This is a genomic window from Serpentinimonas raichei, assembly GCF_000828895.1.
Lineage (GTDB): Bacteria > Pseudomonadota > Gammaproteobacteria > Burkholderiales > Burkholderiaceae_C > Serpentinimonas > Serpentinimonas raichei.
On sequence record NZ_AP014568.1, the window covers coordinates 2,190,263 to 2,208,297 of the forward strand.

Genomic DNA, 18,035 nt, shown 5'->3' on the forward strand with positions numbered 1-18,035 from the left:
GGGGCGCCTCCTACAGTACGCGCTGTGGCCAAGTGTAGCAAACCCCCTCGCCCGCGCCGGGCGGCCGGGCAAGGCGCAGCGCCTGCTCAAACACCGCCGCCGGCTGGCCGCCAGAGATGCGGTGGCGGTCGTTGCTGCTCACGGCGGGTACCGGGTGGATGTCGTGGCCGGTGCAGAACTGTGCTCACCCGCACACCCTGTCGGACTCACGCCCTTCCCAGGGGTTTGAGCAGTTCGGCCAGGTCGCTCTCGCCAAACAGCGGCTCGCGCCGGGCCGCCGATCCGCTGTAGACGCCCTCGGCCAAGGCGGCTTTGCGCTCTTGCAGCGCCAGTATGCGTTCTTCAATCGTGCCCTGAGCCACCAGCTTGAGCACCCACACACTGTGTGTCTGGCCGATGCGGTGGGCGCGGTCGGTGGCCTGGTTTTCCACCGCCGGGTTCCACCACGGGTCGTAGTGGATCACGGTGTCGGCCTGCGGCAGGTTTAGGCCCACGCCGCCGGCTTTGAGGCTGATGAGAAACAGCGGGACTTCTCCGCTGGTGAAGCGCTCGATGATCTGGTCGCGCTTTTGGCTCTGGCCGGTGAGTTTGACCCATGGCAGGCCACGCTTCTTCAGTTCGACCTCGATCAGGCTCAGCATGCTGGTGAACTGGGAGAACAGCAACACGCGCCGCCCTTCGGTCAGCATCTCGGGCAGCAGCTCCATCAGGTGTTCGAGCTTGGCCGAGTGTTTGACTTTTCGGGCGGCATCGAGCTTGAGCAGTTGCGGGTCGCAGCAGACCTGGCGCAGCTTGAGCAAGGCGTCCAAGATGGTGATCTGTGATTTCGCCAGGCCCTTGCTGTCGAGCGCCTCGCGCACGGTTTTTTCCATGCTCAGGCGTATCGTTTCGTACAGGTCGGCCTGCCTGCCGCTCAGCTCCACCCGCGCCACGGTTTCCACTTTGGGCGGCAGCTCGTGCGCCACCAGCGCCTTGGTCCGGCGCAGCATGAAGGGCGTGATGCGGGCGCGCAGTTGCGCCATGCGCTCGGGGTTTCCCTGGCGCTCGATGGGGTTGCGAAACAGCTCTTTGAAGCGCTGCTGCCCGCTCAGAAAGCCGGGCATGAGAAAGTGAAACAGGCTCCAGATTTCGCCCAAGTGGTTCTCCATCGGTGTGCCCGAGAGGCACAGGCGGTGGCGCGTGACCAGCTCACACGCCACCTGCGCGGCGCGGGTGCTGGCGTTCTTGATGTTCTGCGCTTCGTCGAGCACCACCAGGTGCCACGGGGTTTGCAGCCAGCGTTCACGGTCGCGCTGCAGCAGCGAATACGGCGCGATCACCACATCGTGCCCCGCCAGTGAGGCGGCTTTTTCGTGCCGTTCCTGCCCGTGCAGCACCAGGCAGCGCAGGTCGGGGCAGAAACGCCCGGCTTCGCGTTGCCAGTTGCCCAGCAGGCTCAGCGGCGCGATGATGAGCGCCGGGCGGTCCAACCTGCCGGCGTCTTTTTCGACTTGGATGTGGGCCAGGGTTTGCAGCGTTTTGCCCAAGCCCATGTCGTCGGCCAGAATACCGGCGAGTGCGCTTTCGCGCAAGAACTGCAACCAGTTCAAGCCCAGCTGCTGGTAGGGGCGCAGGCTGGCTTGCACGCTGGCTGGCAGCGCAACCACCGGCAGGCTTTGCTGGCCCTGCATGCGCTGCACCAGCGCGCGCAGGCTTTGCGCGCCCTGCCACACCACGCCCTCGCCCAGGGCGGCGCTGGTGCGCAGGGCTTCCATGCGCGAGAGCTGGAGCTTATCGGCGTTGAACTCGAGCGTGCGCTCGCCCACCAGCTCCAGCAAGGCACCCAGCCAGGGCCGCAGCGACTGGCTGGGCAGGCGCACAAAACCGCTGCCTTCCAGCGTGCGCAGGTACAAAAATTCGGGCAGCTCGGGCAAGCCGGTGTCGCCGTTCAGCGGCGAGCGCGCCGCCGTGGCGATGATCTCGGGCAGCCAGGGCAAGACGTTGTGGCGCGCGCCGTTGATCTCGATCCCCAGCGACAAGTCAAACCACGGCGAGCCGCCTTCGTCGTCTTCTTCTTCCTCGCCTTGCGCCTCCAGCGCCACTTGCAAGGTGTCGGCGCGCACCACCCAGTCGCGCAAATCGTCTGCAAACTCGAGCTCAAACCCGGCGCCGCGCAGCTCGGCCCAGTCGCTGTCGGCCCACTGCAGCCAGCGTTGCGGCGGCTCGGCGGGCGACAACACCACCTGACCGTCATCCGCCACCCACAAGCCGAGCGCCAGCAGCCGCGCCAGCGCTTGCTGCTCGGTATCCAGGTCGCGGTGCAGCATGCGGCGCTGACCCTCGGCACCCAATGGCGGCAACATCACGGCCGACTGTGCGGGTGGCCAAAACCCGCTGAACCCGGCGTAGTCGAAGCGGAGCAGGCCGCGCATCAGCCCGCCGGTGGGCGCCTCACTGGCGGGCAGCGCACTCAGATGCAGGCAGGCGGTGGGCCGCAGACCTTTGATCTGCATCACGCTGGGCAACACCGGCGGCAGCGGCAGTGGGCCCAGCCGCTGCGTCAACAAGTCGGCGTGTTTGCGCAGCACCGATTCGGCCAGCACCGGCGCCTTGAGCAGCGCCTGCAGCTTGTCGCTGGCCACGCCATCGGCCACCACCAGCCCCAGCACGCCGACGGCGGCATCCAGGTACAGCGGCGGCTCGTTCGCACACAACAACAAGCCCGGTCGCACCAGCGCCGCTTGCAGCCGCCAGCCGGGGGGCGCAGGGTCCGGCGCTGGCACCTCGGACCAGGCCCATTGCAAGGGCTCGGGTTCACCCCAGGCCAGCACGCGCTCGGGGTAGCCGCTGGGGGAGCGCGTGAGCAGCCGCCCGGTGGAGGCGGCTTGGCGCAACAGCAGGGCACCGGCCTCGCCCATGGGCAACACGGTGTCGACAAAACCATATGCACGCCCCTCGCGCGCACTTTTGCAGGCGCGCATGAGCTGCAGCACTTGGTGGTCAAGCGCTGTGGCGCTGTCGTACATCCCATAGCCGGGTTGCGGCTCGTAGCTCACCGCGCGCGGTTTGGCCCATTGCCCATTGAGCTTGGGGTACGAGACCGCTAGGCTGAATTGCAGACGCGACACATTCCGGGTGGTCGATGTCGATACCAAGTAGACGTACTGCTCCCTGCGGTCTGCCTCCGTGCGCAGGTGCGCCGGGTTGCTGCGCACCAACCGGTCCACTGCGTCCACCTGCTGGAGCCAGCCCAGCAACTGCCGCTCAGCGGCTTCTTCGGCCTGCTGCGCCAGGCGCGTCTGGGCGACCTGCTGCGCCGCTTCGGAACGTGCTCGCAGGGCGGCAGCCGCTTCGGCGTCCATCGGGGGTGGGGTAGCACCCTCCAGCAAACGCCCGCCTTGGTAAGCCGCCTTGATCGACAGTGCGACCGCGTGTTTGCAGCCCGCACCCACCGGGCACGAACAGGAGGCAAACCAGTCCACCAGTTGCGACTGGGGGTTGAGCGTGATCGCGACCCGGGTTTGGTACGGCGCGTGCTGCGTGCCTTGAACCCGGCCCGACACCGCCCAGTTTACGCCATCGGGTTCCAGCTCCAGATCCAGCACCCGGTTGTTCAAGAACAGCTGCCTGCCCTTGGTCCAGGTTGGATGATCGACGAAGCCTGCCAAGTCTTGGTGGAAGAACCACAGGCCTGTGTTTGTGCTGCTGTTTGCCATTGCTGAATGCTGCGGATGCGGTGGATACTGCGTTGCTGACGTGATGGAATTTCACCCACCCTCTATCAAACCACATGCGCCCCCCGCCATGACCGACCACACCGCCTAAGCGCGTGCTACCATGGGCGCACTCGCCCCGAGGAGACCCGCATGAGCACCAGCGTCACCTACATCGACCCGATCCAGCCCGAAAACAAGATGCGCCTGTACCGCACCAAGGTGATCAACATCGTCGGCGGGCCGGGCTGCGACAAATCGCTGTTTTCCTCCAGCATCGTGCTCAAGCTGCACCTGATGGGCAAGACGGTGGAAATGGTGCCAGAAATTGCCAAAATCCGCGTTTGGCAGCGCGATTTCGCCTCGCTGCGCAACCAGTACGCGATCGCGCTGGAGCAGCTCCAAATGCTCGAAGTGCTAAATGGCCAGGTGCAGTACCTGGTCACCGAGGGCTCGCTGCCGCAATTGCTCTACTACAACCAGACCTACGCCGACAACATCTGCGACGTGAGCAAAACGCACGCGCAGATTCAGGGTTGGTACCGGCAGTTCGACAACATCAACATCTTCGTGCAGCGCGACCTGGACAAAAAATACATCCGCAGCGGCCGCCTGCAAGACGAAACCCAGGCGCGCGAGATCGACAACCAAATGCGCAATTTGCTGGCCAGCGAGGGCATTCGGTACAAAATGCTGGCCCCGGATCACCGCGCCATCATCGAGTACGCCGCCACGCTGGAGTGAGGGCGCTCAGACCAACAAGGCGTTGACGCGCCGCACGTAGCCGGCCGGGTCTTGCGGAAGACCGCCTTCGGCCAGCAGCGCCTGGTCAAACAAAATGTGCGCCAAATCGTCGAACTGCGCCGCGCCTTCGAGCTTTTGCACCAGCGCGTGTGCCGGGTTGAGCTCCAGGATCGGCTTGACTTCCGGGGCCTGCTGCCCGGCCGCCTTGAGCATGCGCGCTAACTGGTTCGAGTAGTCGCCCTCGCCCACCACCAGGCAGGCCGGTGAGTCCACCAGCCGCGTGGTCATGCGCACGTCGGCGGCCTTGTCGGCCAGCACCGCTTTCAGGCGCTCCAGCAGCGGCTTGTGCTGCTCGGCGGCAGCCTCGGCGGCCTGCTTTTCGGCCTCGTCTTGCAACTGGCCCAAATCGACCGCGCCCTTGGCCACGCTTTGCAGCGCCGTGCCGTCGAACTCGTGCAGGAACGACAGCGCCCACTCATCGACCCGATCGGTCATGAGCAGCACCTCGATGCCCTTTTTGCGAAACAGCTCGAGCTGCGGGCTGCTCTTGGCCGCCGCCAGATTGTCGGCCGTGAGGTAGTAGATGGCTTGCTGGCCCTCCTTCATGCGCGCCTTGTAGTCGGCCAGGCTCACGGCCACGGCGTCGCTGGCGGTGGAGGCAAAGCGCAGCAGGCGCGCGATGCGCTCGCGGTTGCCAAAGTCCTCGCCCAGGCCCTCTTTGAGCACGGCGCCAAACTCGGCATAGAAGCGGGCGTATTTGTCTTTGGCCTCCGACGGCGTGGACGCACCCTCGGCGGCCTCGGCCTGCGCTGCGTCAACCGGGGCCTCGACCGGGGCGGCGGCAGCGGCTCCATCGGCAGATGCGCCATCCGCAGGGGCCGCCTCCTGGGTCCCCTGTTTGGCCAAGTCTTCCAGCAGCGCCAGCACGCGCCGGGTGTTGCCCTCGCGGATGGCTTTCACGTCGCGGCTCTCTTGCAGCAGCTCGCGGCTGACGTTGAGCGGCAAATCGGCCGAATCGATCACCCCCTTGACCCAGCGCAGGTACGAGGGCAGCAGCGCCTCGGCCTCGTCCATGATGAACACGCGCCGCACATAGAGCTTGACGCCGGGCTTTTTGTCGCGGTTCCAAAGATCGTGCGGAGCCTTGGCCGGGATGTAGAGCAGTTGCGTGTACTCGGTCGCGCCCTCGACGCGGTTGTGGCTCCAGCACAGCGGCGCTTGCGAGTCGTGGCTGATGGTCTCGTAAAAATCGGTGTACTGCTGCTCGCTCAGGTCCTTTTTGGGCCGCGTCCAGAGCGCGCTGGCGGCGTTGACCTGCTCCCACTCGTCTTGCAGCACCGACTCGCCTTTTTCGGCGTCCCATTCTTCCTTGCGCATCAAAATCGGCAGGCTGATGTGATCGGAGTATTTGCCGATGATGCCCTTGAGCTTCCAGCGCTTGAGGTAGTCGGCGGCGTCGTCGCGCAGGTGCAGCGTGATGGCGCTGCCGCGCTCGGCCCGGCTGATGGCCTCGGTCTCGAACTCACCCGCCCCAGCGCTGACCCAGCGCACCCCCTGCTCGGGCGGCAGGCCGGCACGGCGGCTCTCGACCGTGATGCGATCGGCCACAATGAAGCCCGAGTAAAACCCGACGCCAAACTGGCCGATCAGTTGCGCGTCTTTTTGCTGGTCGCCGCTCAGGCGGCTCATGAAGGCCTTGGTGCCGCTCTTGGCGATGGTGCCCAGGTGCTCGATCGCCTCGGCCTCGCTCATGCCGATGCCGTTGTCGGTGATGGTGAGGGTTTTGGCCTCGGCGTCAAAGGCCACGCGCACCTCCAGGTTGGGCGCGTCCTCAAACAGCTCAGCGTTGTCCAGCGCCTCGAAACGCAGCCGATCGCAGGCGTCGGAAGCGTTGGAGACCAGCTCGCGCAAAAAGATGTCCTTGTTGGAATAGAGCGAGTGCGTGACCAGGTGCAACAGTTGGGCCACTTCGGCCTGAAATGCGTGATGGGTGCTCATGGGGAATGCTTGAAGGGTGAAAAAAGAAAGCCTGGGCGCGCTGCCACAGCGATTTAAGGCCGTGGGGCGCAACCGGCCCCACATGGGGCTGCGGCGGGGGATTTCAAGGGTTGGCCCTGACCTTGCGGGGCTTGGGGCTTGGGCAGGCTTGGGGGTATGGTGCTTGAGCAGGCTCTGGCGGGATCGGGTGCGGCTGGGGCAGCCGGCCTCATGCCGTCCGCTGCGCGGCCAAAAATCGGCCAACTGCCCCAGCCACCCCCGATCCTGGCGGAGTGGGTTGGCTGAGCACCCCTTGAGGGTCAACGCACCGGCAATCAACAACGGAGTTGCCGGCAACCGACTTGAACTCCAGCGCGCGGGCGATGGCCGGCCACACCCGCCGAAAAGAAGCTGCGCGGCCCGCACGCCCGCGCGCCCACAGGCTTGGGGCTTGGGCAGGGCTGTTGGCCGATTTCTGGCCGCGCAGCGGACGGCATGAGGCCGGCAGCCCTGCCCAAGCCCCAAGCCTCACCCAAGCCCCCAAGCCCCAAAGCCCCTAGGCCACCCAAGCCAGAAGCTCAAAACCGCTCGTTCGGCCCCAAATAGCGCCACTGCCCCAGCGGCAACTGGCCCAGCAGCACGCGCCCGATGCGCACCCGCTTGAGCCCCACCACGTGCAGCCCGACTTGCTCGCACATGCGCCGGATCTGGCGCTTCATGCCCTCTTGCAGCACAAAACGCAACTGCTCCGGGTTCTGCCACTGCACCTGCGCCGGCCTAAGCGTGCGGCCGTCGATTTGCAGGCCGTGGCGCAGCCGCGCCAGCGCCGCCTCGGGAAAAAACGCCTGCACATTTTGCGCCACCACCCCGGCCCCCTGCGGGCCATTGGGGGCCCACTGCACGCGCACCAGGTATTCCTTCTCCACCTCAGAGTCGGCTCCGATCAGCGCTTTCGCCACCCGGCCGTCTTGCGTCAGCACCAGCAAGCCGGTCGAATCGATGTCCAGCCGCCCGGCCGGGGCCAAGCCGCGCGTGTGGCTGGCGGCAAAGCGGCGCGGGCTGCGGTCCTCGCGCCAGCGCGTGCCCGGCTGCACCAGCACGGCAGCGCTCTGGTGCCCGTCTTCGGGTAGGCCGCTCACATAGCCCACCGGCTTGTGCAGCACGATCGTCACGCGCTCATCTTGCTGGCGCTGCGCCTGCGGGTCCACCTCTAGGGCATCGGCCAGCGCCACCTGCTGCCCGGTCTGGGCCACGGCGCCATTCACGCGCACCCAGCCGCGCGCCACCCACTCGTCGGCCTCGCGGCGCGAACACAAGCCCAGCTCGGCCAGCCGCTTGTTGATGCGCACCCGCTCCACAGCAGGGGCAGGGGCAGGCGCAGGGGCAGAAACAGAGGCACGGGCTGGCGCACTGGGCACCGAGCCGGCCGGGCCACGGGGAGGCAAACGCAAGGTAGGAGGCATGATGGACCTGATTGTCCCTCAGGCCGCCCCGCGCCGGCAACGCGCCGGCAACGGCAACCCACCCGCACCGCTCCTCAAACCGGCTCCGTGCTCACCGAATACGCGCGCAAAGCCGCCAAATTCAGCACCCGCAAGCCACCGTAAGCCACTTCGATCAAGCCCTGCTGGTGCAGCGCCGCCAGCGCCAGATTCACGCGCTGGCGCGACAGCCCCACCAAATACGCCAGCTCCTGCTGCGTGATGCGCAGCATCTGCCCCACACCCGGAAACAGCCCCGGGTGAAACAGATTGGCCAAGCTGCGCGCCACCCGCACCTCGGGCTCGCTCAGGCGGTCGATCTCGCGCGCGGCAATGAACTGCCCCAGGCGCTCGTTGAGTTGGCACATGACAAAGCGGTTGAAACCGATCGAGTGGTCCAGCAGCCAATGAAAAGTCTCCACCGGCAGCCCCGCCACCAGGCTCTTGCGCAGCGCTTGCACGTTGTAGCGGTAGCACTCGCGCTTGAGCGCCGTGCCCTCGCCAAACCAGCCCCCGGGGGCCAAGCCGGCAAAGGTCATGATCGGGCCCAAGCTGTCGTCGTTGCTCATTTTGAGCAAGCCTTCGATCAGCCCAAACCAGAACGTCACCGGCCGCCCCACGCGGCAAATCGAATCGCCCGGCAATGCCAGCGTCACCATCAGCTCGCCGCGCACCCGCAAGCGCTCATTCTCGGCCAGGCACTGGACCCAACTGATGGCAGAAAACTCTGCCTCACTCAAAGCCCGCGCCCGCTGCCGCAGCCCATCCCGGTAAACCATCGTCGCCTCCAGTTGTGCCACACGGCCCAGGGAAAGTCCTGGGAGGGCCGCCCCCTAGATTGTCATCGCAAGGACAACATGGCGTCAAACCCAAGCATACAGTGTGCAACAGATTCACTCGCAAATGAAGCCCGCTCATGGGCCGGGCCGCTGGCCTTGAGGAGACCACATGCAGACCACCTTCCCGCGCTTATTGCTAGAGCACGCCGCCAAGCGCCCCACCGCGCCGGCGATGCGCGAAAAAGAATACGGCATCTGGCAGAGCACCGACTGGCGCGGCATGGCCGACTTGGCCAGCCACATCGCCGCCGGCCTGCACCAGTTGGGCTTGCGCCGCGGCGAGCACCTAATCGTCATCGGCTCCAACCGGCCACGCCTGTACGCATCCATGCTGGCGGCGCAGGCGCTGGGCGCGGTCCCGGTGCCGCTGTACCAAGATGCGGTCGGCGGCGAATGCGTGTTCCCGATCACCAACACCGAGACGCGCTTCGTGGTCGTCGAAGACCAGGAGCAAGTGGACAAAATGCTCGAAATCCGGCCCCAGTGCCCGCTGCTGGAACACATCTTGTTCGACGACCCGCGTGGCCTGCGCAACTACGACGAACCCGGCCTGGCCGGCTTGCAGGAAGTGATCGCCGCCGGGGCCGTGTTCGTGCAGCAGCACCCCGACTTTTTCAAAGACGAAGCCGAGCAAGCCCGCCACACCGATGTGGCGGCCATGTTCTACACCTCGGGCACCACCGGCAACCCCAAGGGTGTGGTGCACACCCACGCCTCGCTGCTGGATCGCGCCGCCGCCGGAGCCCGCTTCGACCAACTCACGGCCCAAGAAGAGGTGCTGGCCTACCTGCCGCCGGCTTGGATCGGGCAAAACATTTTCAGCTACTCGCAGTGGCTGGCCTGCGGTTACGTGGTCAACTGCCCAGAATCGTCGGCCACGGTAACCATCGACCTGAAAGAAATCGGCCCCACCTACTACTTTGCGCCGCCGCGCGTGTTCGAGGGGCTGCTCACCAACGTCACCATCCGCATGGAAGACGCCGGCGCGCTCAAGCGCAAGTTCTACGGCTACTTCATGGAGCACGCCAAAAAGGTTGGCCCGGCGCTCATGGACGGCAAATCCATCGGCGGCATCGACCGGCTGCTCTACGCCTTGGGCAACCTGATGGTCTATGGGCCGCTGCGCAACACGCTGGGTTTTTCGCGTGTGCGCGTGGCCTACACCGCGGGCGAGGCCATCGGGCCGGATCTGTTCACCTTTTACCGCTCGATTGGCATCAACCTGAAGCAGCTCTACGGCTCCACCGAGACCGCCGTGTTCGTCTGCCTGCAACCCGACCACGAGGTGCGCGCCGACACCGTCGGGGTGCCGATCGAGGGTGTGGAAATCAAGCTGGCCCCGAACGGCGAAATCCTGGTCAAGTCGCCGGGGCTGCTCAAGGAATACTACAAAAACGAAAAAGCCACGCGCGAGGTGCTCACCGACGACGGCTGGTACCACACCAGCGACGCCGGCTTCATCGACGCCAGCGGGCACCTGAAAATCATCGACCGCGTCAAAGACGTGGGCCGCATCAAGGGCGGCGCCAACGACGGCGCCCTGTTTGCCCCCAAATACGTCGAGAACAAGCTCAAGTTCTTCCCCTACATCAAGGAAGTCGTGGCCTATGGCGACGGGCGCGAGCGCGTCTGCGTGTTCATCAACATCGACCTCGAAGCCGTGGGCAACTGGGCCGAGCGGCGCAACCTGCCCTACGCCGGCTACACCGACTTGGCCGGCAAGCCCGAGGTGCTGCAACTCATCAAGGGCTGCGTGGAGCAGGTCAACGCCGACCTCAGCCGCGACGAGTTGCTGGCGGGCAGCCAGATCTCCCGCTTCTTGGTGCTGCACAAAGAGCTCGACCCCGACGACGGCGAACTCACCCGCACCAACAAGGTGCGCCGGGGCTTCATCGGCGAGAAATACGCAGTGCTGGTCGATGCGCTGTATGGCGGCAAGGCCGAGCAGTTCATCGAAACCCAAGTCAAGTTCGAGGACGGGCGCACCGGCAAAGTAAGCGCCACCCTCAAGCTGCTCGACGTGCAAACCTACTCCCCTGTCAAGGCCGCAGCATGAGCAAGAAAAAAATCGGCGAGGTCATCCTCGATGTGAACAACATCAGCCTGCGCTTTGGCGGCGTCAAGGCCCTGAGCGACATTTCCTTCAACGTGCGCGAACACGAAATTCGCGCCATCATCGGCCCCAACGGCGCTGGCAAGAGCTCGATGCTCAACTGCATCAACGGCGTCTATAAGCCGCAAGAAGGCTCCATCACCTTTCGCGGCCAGACCTTCAAACACATGAACAGCCGCCAAGTGGCCGAGCTGGGCGTGGCGCGCACCTTCCAGAACCTGGCGCTGTTCAAGGGCATGAGCGTGATCGACAACCTCATGACCGGGCGCAACCTGCGCATCAAGAGCAACCTGCTGCTGCAGGCGCTGCGCTGGGGTCCGGCCGAGCGCGAAGAAACCGAGCACCGCGAGAAGGTCGAGCACATCATCGACTTCCTCGAAATCCAGGCGCACCGCAAAACCCCGGTCGGCCAGTTGCCCTACGGCCTGCAAAAACGCGTGGACTTGGGCCGCGCGCTGGCCATGGAGCCCAAGGTGCTGCTGCTCGACGAGCCCATGGCCGGCATGAACGTGGAAGAAAAGCAGGACATGTGCCGCTTCGTGCTCGACGTGAATGACGAGTTCGGCACCACCATCGTCTTGATCGAGCACGACATGAGCGTGGTGATGGACATTTCCGACCGCGTGGTGGTGCTCGACTACGGCAAAAAAATCGGCGACGGTTCACCGGGCGAAGTGCGCGCCAACCCGGACGTGATCAGCGCCTACTTGGGCACCAGCCACTAAAGGAGACGGCAAATGGGATTTTTAATTGAAACCGTAATCGCCGGGCTAATGAACGGCGTGCTCTATGCGCTGGTGGCTTTGGGCTTCGTGCTCATTTTCAAAGCCTCGGGCGTGTTCAACTTCGCCCAAGGCGCGATGGTGCTGTTTGCCGCGTTGGCCATGGCGCGCTTTGCCGAATGGCTGCCCGAATGGCTGGGCTTTGAGAGCCTGCTGCTGGCCAACATCTTGGCTTTTGCCATTGCCGCCTTCCTCATGTTTGTGTTTGCTTGGGCCGTCGAGCGCTTCGTGCTGCGCCACTTGGTGAACCAAGAGGGTGTAACGTTGCTGATGGCCACGCTGGGCATTACCTTCTTTATCGACGGCTTTGGTCAAACCATTTTTGGCAGCGACATCTACGCCATCAATCTGGGCCTGCCGGACGAGCCGATCTTCATTCTTGAAGGCCTTTTTGCCGGTGGCCTGCTGATCAACTCCGACGACCTCGTCACCGCCCTGATGGCGATGGCCATGGTCGCCTTGCTGACGCTGTTTTTCCAGAAAACCGGCACCGGCCGCGCCCTGCGTGCCGTGGCCGACGACCACCAGGCGGCGCAGTCGGTCGGCATTCCGCTGGGGCGCATGTGGGTGATCGTCTGGTTCATGGCTGGCCTGACGGCGCTCGTGGCCGGCATGATCTGGGGCGAGAAGATGGGGGTGCAGTTCGCGCTCACCTTCGTGGCCCTCAAGGCGCTGCCGGTGATCATTCTGGGCGGCCTAACCTCCGTGCCGGGGGCGATCGTGGCTGGCCTGATCATCGGCGTAAGCGAGCAGTTGGCCGAGGTCTATATCGGGCCACTGGTCGGCGGCGGCATCCAGATTTGGTTTGCCTACGTGCTGGCGATGGTGGTGCTGCTGTTCAGGCCCCAAGGTCTGTTTGGCGAAAAAATCATCGACCGCGTGTAAACCTCGCTCAGGACGAACGGAACCATCATGTTTTACCGCGAAAACGGTCAGTTCAAGACCACTTACAAATCCGACCAGCAGATCTTTGGCGTCAAGCAAGACCGCATCGCCATCATCGCGCTGATCGCCTTTGCCTTCATCGGAGTGCCGCTGCTGGCCGATGAGTACCTGTTTCGCGCCATTCTGGTGCCCTTTCTGATCTTGTCGCTGGCCGCCATTGGGGTCAACATCTTGGTCGGCTACTGCGGTCAGATCTCGCTCGGTTCGGGCGCCTTCATGGCGGTGGGGGCCTACATGGCCTACAACGTCTTCATGCGCGTCGAAGACATGCCGCTGATCGTGGCCCTGCTCTCGGGTGGCTTCTTTGCCATGGTAGCGGGCATCATCTTTGGCATACCGAGCCTGCGCGTCAAGGGCCTGTATTTGGCGGTGGCCACGCTGGCGGCGCAGTTCTTCTTCGACTGGCTGTTCGTGCGCGTCAGATGGTTCACCCTCGACAGCCCGGCCGGAACCGCCGAAGTGAGCAACCTGAGCGTGCTGGGTTGGCAGCTCGATTCGTCGGTTGACAAATACCTGTTCGTGCTGGGCTTCGTGGTGGTGTTTGCGCTGCTGGCCAAAAACCTGGTGCGTGGGCCGATCGGGCGCGAGTGGATGGCGATCCGCGACATGGACGTGGCGGCCTCGGTGATCGGCATTCGCCCGGCCTACGCCAAACTCACCGCCTTTGCCGTCAGCTCCTTCATCATCGGCGTGGCCGGTGCGCTGTGGGCCTTCATCCACTTGGGCTCGTGGGAGCCACTGACCTTTGACATCAACCGCTCGTTCCAGTTGCTGTTCATCGTCATCATCGGTGGCTTGGGTTCGATCATGGGCTGCTTCTTTGGCGCCGCCTTCATCGTCATCAGCCCGATCTTGCTCAACCAGTTGCTGCCTTGGATAGGCCGTCTGTTCGGGGTTGAAATTTCGACCTCCATGGTCGGACACGCAGAATTCATGATTTTGGGTGCCCTGATCATCTGGATTTTGATCAAGGAGCCGCACGGCTTGGCCAAGTACTGGAGCATGGCGCGCCACAAGCTGCGCCTGTGGCCCTTCCCGCACTGATTCTTTCCGTTGACGGGCAGCGCCCGACACCTCGCTGCCCGCCCTTGCCCTTGTGCCAGGTGTTTGTTTTTAGGAGACATTTGATGAGACTGCGAAAACTTGCGCTGTCCGCTGCCCTGGCCTTGGCTGCAGCGGCCACTGCCCTAACCACCAGCCTAGTCATGGCCCAGGCACCGGCCGCTGCCCCGGCCTCGGCCTCGGCCACGGTGCAATTCTTCCCCAGCCTGACCGGGCGCACCGGTGCCGTGGCCCCCAACGCCGCCCCCTTCGCCAACGGCTTCGCCGACTACATGAAGCTGGTCAATGCGCGCGGCGGCATCAACGGCGTGCAGACGCTGGTGGAAGAGTGCGAAACCGCCTACGCCACCGACCGCGGCGTCGAGTGCTACGAACGCCTCAAGGGCCGCCACGGCGGCGCCACGGTGTTCCAGCCGCTCTCGACCGGCATCACCTTTGCCCTGATGCCGCGCTTGGCCGCCGACCGCATCCCCATGATCACCTCCGGCTACGGCCGCAGCGACACCGCCGACGGGGCCATCTTCCCATGGGTGTTCCCGCTGCTGGGGCACTACTGGATCGGGGGCGACGTGGTGCTGCAACACATCGCCAACCAAGCCGGTGGCTGGGACCGGCTGCGCGGCCAAACCATCGCCGTGGTCTATCACGACAGCCCCTTTGGGCGCGAGTTGCTGCCTATCATCAACCGGCGTGCCGAAATGCACGGCTTTACGGTGCTGGCGCTGCCGGTGCCGCCACCCGGTGTGGAGCAGCGCGCGATCTGGATGCAAATCCGCCAGCAGCGGCCCGACTACGTGATCATGCAAACCTGGGGCGTGATGACCGCCACCGCCATCCGCCAAGCGATCGCCACCGGTTTTCCACGTGACCGCATGTTTGGCACTTGGTGGAGCGGAGCCGAGCCCGATCTGCGCGACATCGGCGCCGACGCCCGCGGCTACAGCGCCGTCATGATGCAGCACGGCCAAGCGCGCAACTCCGAAGTGGTGCGCCAGATCCTGGCCCAAGTGCACGACCGCGGCCAAGGCACCGGCCCGCGCGCCGAAGTGGGCGACGTGCTCTATATGCGCGGTGTGGTGGGAGCCATGCTGGCCACCGAAGGCGTGCTGCGGGCACAAGAGCGCTTTGGCCGTGGCCGCCACGTGACCGGCGAGCAAGCGCGCTGGGGCTACGAGAACCTCAACATCACGCAGGCGCGGCTCGATGCGCTGGGCTTTGCGGGCGTGTTGCGCGGCCCCATCGCCACCTCGTGCCGCAACCACGTGGGCACGGCGCTGATGCGCATCCACACTTGGAACGGCAGCGGCTTCGACTGGTCCTCCGACTGGCTGCAAGCCGACATGAACGTCATCACGCGCATGGTCACGGCATCGGCCGAATCGTTTGCGCGCGACAACAACATCACCCGCCGCACCGAACCCGGCTGCTGATGGTTTGATGTGGCCCCTGCCCGCGCCCCCCTCACAAGGGGTGCGCGGGAGCTGCCGGGTTGTGTGCGCGAGGGTTTGAGCGAAGCAGCAGCCCGCAGTCGATTGCCCAGTGCGCTGCATCGTGCGCGGGCAACCGACTGCCACCCGCCCCCCGTTTTTTCGTCCAAGGTTCATCCATGAGCACCCCCTCCATCGTCATCAACGTCAACGGCATCGAGGTCATTTACAACCACGTCATCTTGGTGCTCAAGGGCGTCTCGTTGCAAGTGGCCGACGGCCAGATCGCCGCCCTCCTGGGCGGCAACGGCGCCGGCAAAACCACCACCCTGCGCTCGATCTCGAACCTGCTCAAAGCCGAGCGCGGCGAAGTCACCAAAGGCAGCGTCGAGATGCGCGGCGAGCGCATCGACCACCTCAGCACCTCCGACTTGGTCAAGCGCGGCGTGGTGCAGGTGATGGAAGGCCGCCACTGCTTTGCCCACCTCACCATCGAAGAAAACCTGCTCACTGGGGCCTACACGCGCAGCGGCAAGGCCGAAATCGCCGCCAGCCTAGAGAAGGTCTATAACTACTTCCCGCGCCTCAAGACGCGGCGCACCAGCCAAGCCGCCTACACCTCGGGTGGTGAGCAGCAGATGTGCGCCATTGGCCGCGCCCTGATGGCCAACCCGAGCGTGCTGCTGCTCGACGAGCCCTCCATGGGGCTGGCACCGCAGATCGTGGAGGAGGTGTTCGAGATCGTCAAAGACCTGAACCAGAAAGAGCGCGTGACCTTCCTGATCGCCGAGCAAAACACCAACATGGCGCTGCGCTACGCCGACTACGGCTACATCATGGAGAGCGGCCGCATCGTGATGGACGGCAAGGCCGACGACCTGCGCAACAACGAGGACGTAAAAGAGTTCTACCTCGGCATGGGCGGTGACGAGCGCAAGAGCTTCAAAGACATCAAGAGCTACAAGCGGCGCAAGCGCTGGCTGGCTTGAGGCACGCTCCCCAACCCTTTACCCCGAACCCGCACCATGCCCGCCCACTTCGACGCCCGAGAAACCCGCGCCCCAACCGAACGCGAAGCCGCCCTGCTGGCAGCCTTGCCCGCACACGTGCGCCATGCGCAAACACACAGCGCCGCCTACGCTGAGCTGCTGGCGGAGGTGCAGCCAGAGTCCATCAACAGCCGCCAGGCGCTGGCCCAACTGCCGCTGCTGCGCAAGAGCGATCTGCATGCGCGCCAGCAAGCCAGCCGCGCCGCCGGTGGCGATCCCTTCGGCGGTTTCTCCACCATCGGCTGGCTGGGCTTGCGCCACCCGGGCGGTGCGCGGCGCGTCTATCAATCACCGGGGCCAATCTACGAACCCGAAGGCTTGGCGCCCGACTACTGGCGCGTGGCGCGGGCGCTGGTGGCGGCCGGGTTTGAGCCCGGCGAACTGGTACACAACTGCTTCAGCTACCACCTCACGCCCGGCGCTTGGATGATGGAGAGCGGCGCCCAGGCCTTGGGCTGCACCGTGATTCCGGGCGGCGTGGGCAACACCGAACAGCAACTGGCGGCGATTGCCGACCTGCGCCCGAGCGGCTACACTGGCACCCCGAGCTTTTTGCGCATCTTGGTGGAAAAGGCCGAGCAGGCCGGGCAGCGGCTCTCGATTTGCAAGGCGCTGGTCTCGGGCGAAGCCTTTCCGCCTTCGCTGCGCGACTGGCTGCAAGAGCGCGGCATTGCCGCCTACCAGTGCTATGCCACCGCCGACGCCGGCGTGATCGCCTACGAAACGGCGGCGCGCCAAGGCTTGGTGCTGGACGAACAGGTGCTGCTCGAAATCGTGCGCCCCGGCACCGGAGACCCGCTGCCCGAAGGCGAGGTGGGCGAGGTCTGCGTCAGCGTGTTCAACCCAGACTACCCGCTGCTGCGCTTCGGCACTGGCGACCTGTCGGCCATCTTGCCCGGCCCCTGCCCGACTGGGCGCAGCAACACCCGCATCAAAGGCTGGCTCGGGCGCGCCGACCAGACCACCAAGATCAAGGGCATGTTCGTGCACCCGGCCCAAGTGGCCGAAATCGTGCGCCGCCACCCCGAGGTGCGCAAGGCGCGGCTGGTGGTCAGCGGGGCCATGGCCGACGACCACATGAAACTGCAAGTCGAGCTGCACACCACAAGCGCCACAGACTATGCCCGCTTGGCCGAGGCGCTGGCGCAGACGCTGCGCGAAGTCACCAAGCTGCGCGGCCAGGTGGAACTGCTGGCCGCCGAGGCGCTGCCCAACGACGGCAAGGTGATCGAAGACGTGCGCCGTTACGACTGAGGACGATACAGGTTGAGCGTGAGGCGCTCGCGCTCGATCGCCCGCGCCACCGCCGGCAGAGCGGCAAATTCCTGCGCCAGCGCCCATGTGGCAGGCAAGGCATTGGGGTCGATCCCGACCATCCCACCCCAGCGCAGCAGCGTGAGCGCGTAGGCGTCGAGCGCACCGGGCTGCTGGCCGCTCAGCCAAGGCGTGGCTTTGTGCGCCACCATGTGCTCGATTTCTCCCAAAACTTTCCGGTACTGCTGCGTCGCATGGGCCTTGATGGAAGCCTGCGCTGCGGCATCATCAGTGAACTTTTGCGGCATGAAAATATGGGTGAAGGTCGGATGCACGGTGTTGTTCATCCACAGCAGGGTTTCCAGCGCCCGGGTGCGTGCCAAGCCCGCCGGCGGCAACAGGCCGGCCTCTGGAAAGCGCTGGTCCAAGTGCAGCACAATGGCCACGATCTGGCTGATGGCGTTTGGCCCATCGACCAGCAGCGGCACCTGGCCATGGGGGTTCAGCGCCAAAAACTCGGCGCTGCGCTGCTCGCCGCGGTGCAGCTTGAGCAACACCGGCTCGTAGGTGGCGCCAGCCAACTCCAATGCAGCGTGCGCCACAAAAGAACAGGCTCCGGGTGAATAGTACAGCTTTAGGCTCATGGACAGTCTCCAGAAAAAATTGGTGC

14 protein-coding genes are annotated in these 18,035 nt (G+C 65.0%); 8 read left to right on the forward strand and 6 right to left on the reverse strand.

Annotated features, from left to right (window positions below; all coding sequences use genetic code 11):
• Positions 1-10 precede the first annotated feature (10 nt).
• Together SRAA_RS12800 and SRAA_RS10230 are read right to left on the reverse strand one after the other, a co-directional pair.
• Positions 11-142 (reverse strand): hypothetical protein, encoded by a 132-nt coding sequence (locus SRAA_RS12800; protein WP_268747374.1) that lies wholly within the window; start codon positions 140-142, stop codon positions 11-13.
• Positions 143-206: 64 nt separating this feature from the next.
• The gene (locus SRAA_RS10230) at positions 207-3,596 is read right to left on the reverse strand and encodes a DEAD/DEAH box helicase (RefSeq protein ID WP_338056364.1); all 3,390 of its coding nucleotides are present in this window, start codon (positions 3,594-3,596) and stop codon (positions 207-209) included.
• Between the two features lie 249 nt (positions 3,597-3,845).
• Here SRAA_RS10230 and SRAA_RS10235 point away from each other — a divergent pair, with 249 nt between their 5' ends.
• On the forward strand, positions 3,846-4,436 hold the full coding sequence (locus tag SRAA_RS10235) for a hypothetical protein (RefSeq protein ID WP_045532528.1): 591 nt from the start codon (positions 3,846-3,848) through the stop codon (positions 4,434-4,436).
• Positions 4,437-4,442: 6 nt separating this feature from the next.
• Here the strand turns inward: SRAA_RS10235 and htpG are convergent, their stop codons facing one another.
• The 3 genes from htpG to SRAA_RS10250 all read right to left on the reverse strand — a co-directional run bounded on the left by htpG (position 4,443) and on the right by SRAA_RS10250 (position 8,673).
• Positions 4,443-6,434, reverse strand: coding sequence for a molecular chaperone HtpG (gene htpG / locus SRAA_RS10240; protein ID WP_045532530.1), 1,992 nt, complete (start codon positions 6,432-6,434; stop codon positions 4,443-4,445).
• Positions 6,435-6,991: 557 nt separating this feature from the next.
• Positions 6,992-7,876, reverse strand: a complete 885-nt coding sequence (locus SRAA_RS10245; RefSeq protein ID WP_082040028.1) for a pseudouridine synthase — start codon at positions 7,874-7,876, stop codon at positions 6,992-6,994.
• 74 nt (positions 7,877-7,950) lie between these two features.
• The gene (locus SRAA_RS10250; RefSeq protein WP_045532534.1) at positions 7,951-8,673 is read right to left on the reverse strand and encodes a Crp/Fnr family transcriptional regulator; all 723 of its coding nucleotides are present in this window, start codon (positions 8,671-8,673) and stop codon (positions 7,951-7,953) included.
• A 169-nt stretch (positions 8,674-8,842) separates the two neighbouring features.
• Between SRAA_RS10250 and SRAA_RS10255 the strand changes: the two genes are divergently transcribed.
• From SRAA_RS10255 to SRAA_RS10285, 7 genes are all read left to right on the forward strand, one after another.
• On the forward strand, positions 8,843-10,789 hold the full coding sequence (locus tag SRAA_RS10255; RefSeq protein ID WP_045532536.1) for an AMP-dependent synthetase/ligase: 1,947 nt from the start codon (positions 8,843-8,845) through the stop codon (positions 10,787-10,789).
• Positions 10,786-11,571 carry an ABC transporter ATP-binding protein gene (locus SRAA_RS10260; RefSeq protein WP_045532537.1) on the forward strand — a complete coding sequence of 262 codons (786 nt, stop codon included), beginning with the start codon at positions 10,786-10,788 and terminating at the stop codon, positions 11,569-11,571. Before SRAA_RS10255 ends, SRAA_RS10260 begins: the two co-directional genes overlap by 4 nt.
• Positions 11,572-11,583: 12 nt before the next feature.
• Entirely contained in the window at positions 11,584-12,513 is a 930-nt protein-coding gene (locus SRAA_RS10265; RefSeq protein WP_045532539.1) for a branched-chain amino acid ABC transporter permease, read from the forward strand.
• 27 nt (positions 12,514-12,540) lie between these two features.
• Positions 12,541-13,617, forward strand: a complete 1,077-nt coding sequence (locus tag SRAA_RS10270; protein ID WP_045532541.1) for a branched-chain amino acid ABC transporter permease — start codon at positions 12,541-12,543, stop codon at positions 13,615-13,617.
• An 83-nt stretch (positions 13,618-13,700) separates the two neighbouring features.
• Positions 13,701-15,065, forward strand: coding sequence for an ABC transporter substrate-binding protein (locus tag SRAA_RS10275; RefSeq protein ID WP_045532543.1), 1,365 nt, complete (start codon positions 13,701-13,703; stop codon positions 15,063-15,065).
• Positions 15,066-15,241: 176 nt separating this feature from the next.
• On the forward strand, positions 15,242-16,051 hold the full coding sequence (locus SRAA_RS10280) for an ABC transporter ATP-binding protein (RefSeq protein WP_045532545.1): 810 nt from the start codon (positions 15,242-15,244) through the stop codon (positions 16,049-16,051).
• Positions 16,052-16,087: 36 nt separating this feature from the next.
• Positions 16,088-17,365 carry a phenylacetate--CoA ligase family protein gene (locus tag SRAA_RS10285; protein WP_045532546.1) on the forward strand — a complete coding sequence of 426 codons (1,278 nt, stop codon included), beginning with the start codon at positions 16,088-16,090 and terminating at the stop codon, positions 17,363-17,365.
• On the opposite strand, the gene SRAA_RS10290 is transcribed toward SRAA_RS10285, so the two are convergent.
• Positions 17,356-18,009, reverse strand: a complete 654-nt coding sequence (locus SRAA_RS10290) for a glutathione S-transferase family protein (RefSeq protein ID WP_045532548.1) — start codon at positions 18,007-18,009, stop codon at positions 17,356-17,358. The genes SRAA_RS10285 and SRAA_RS10290 overlap by 10 nt on opposite strands.
• Positions 18,010-18,035: the final 26 nt, after the last annotated feature.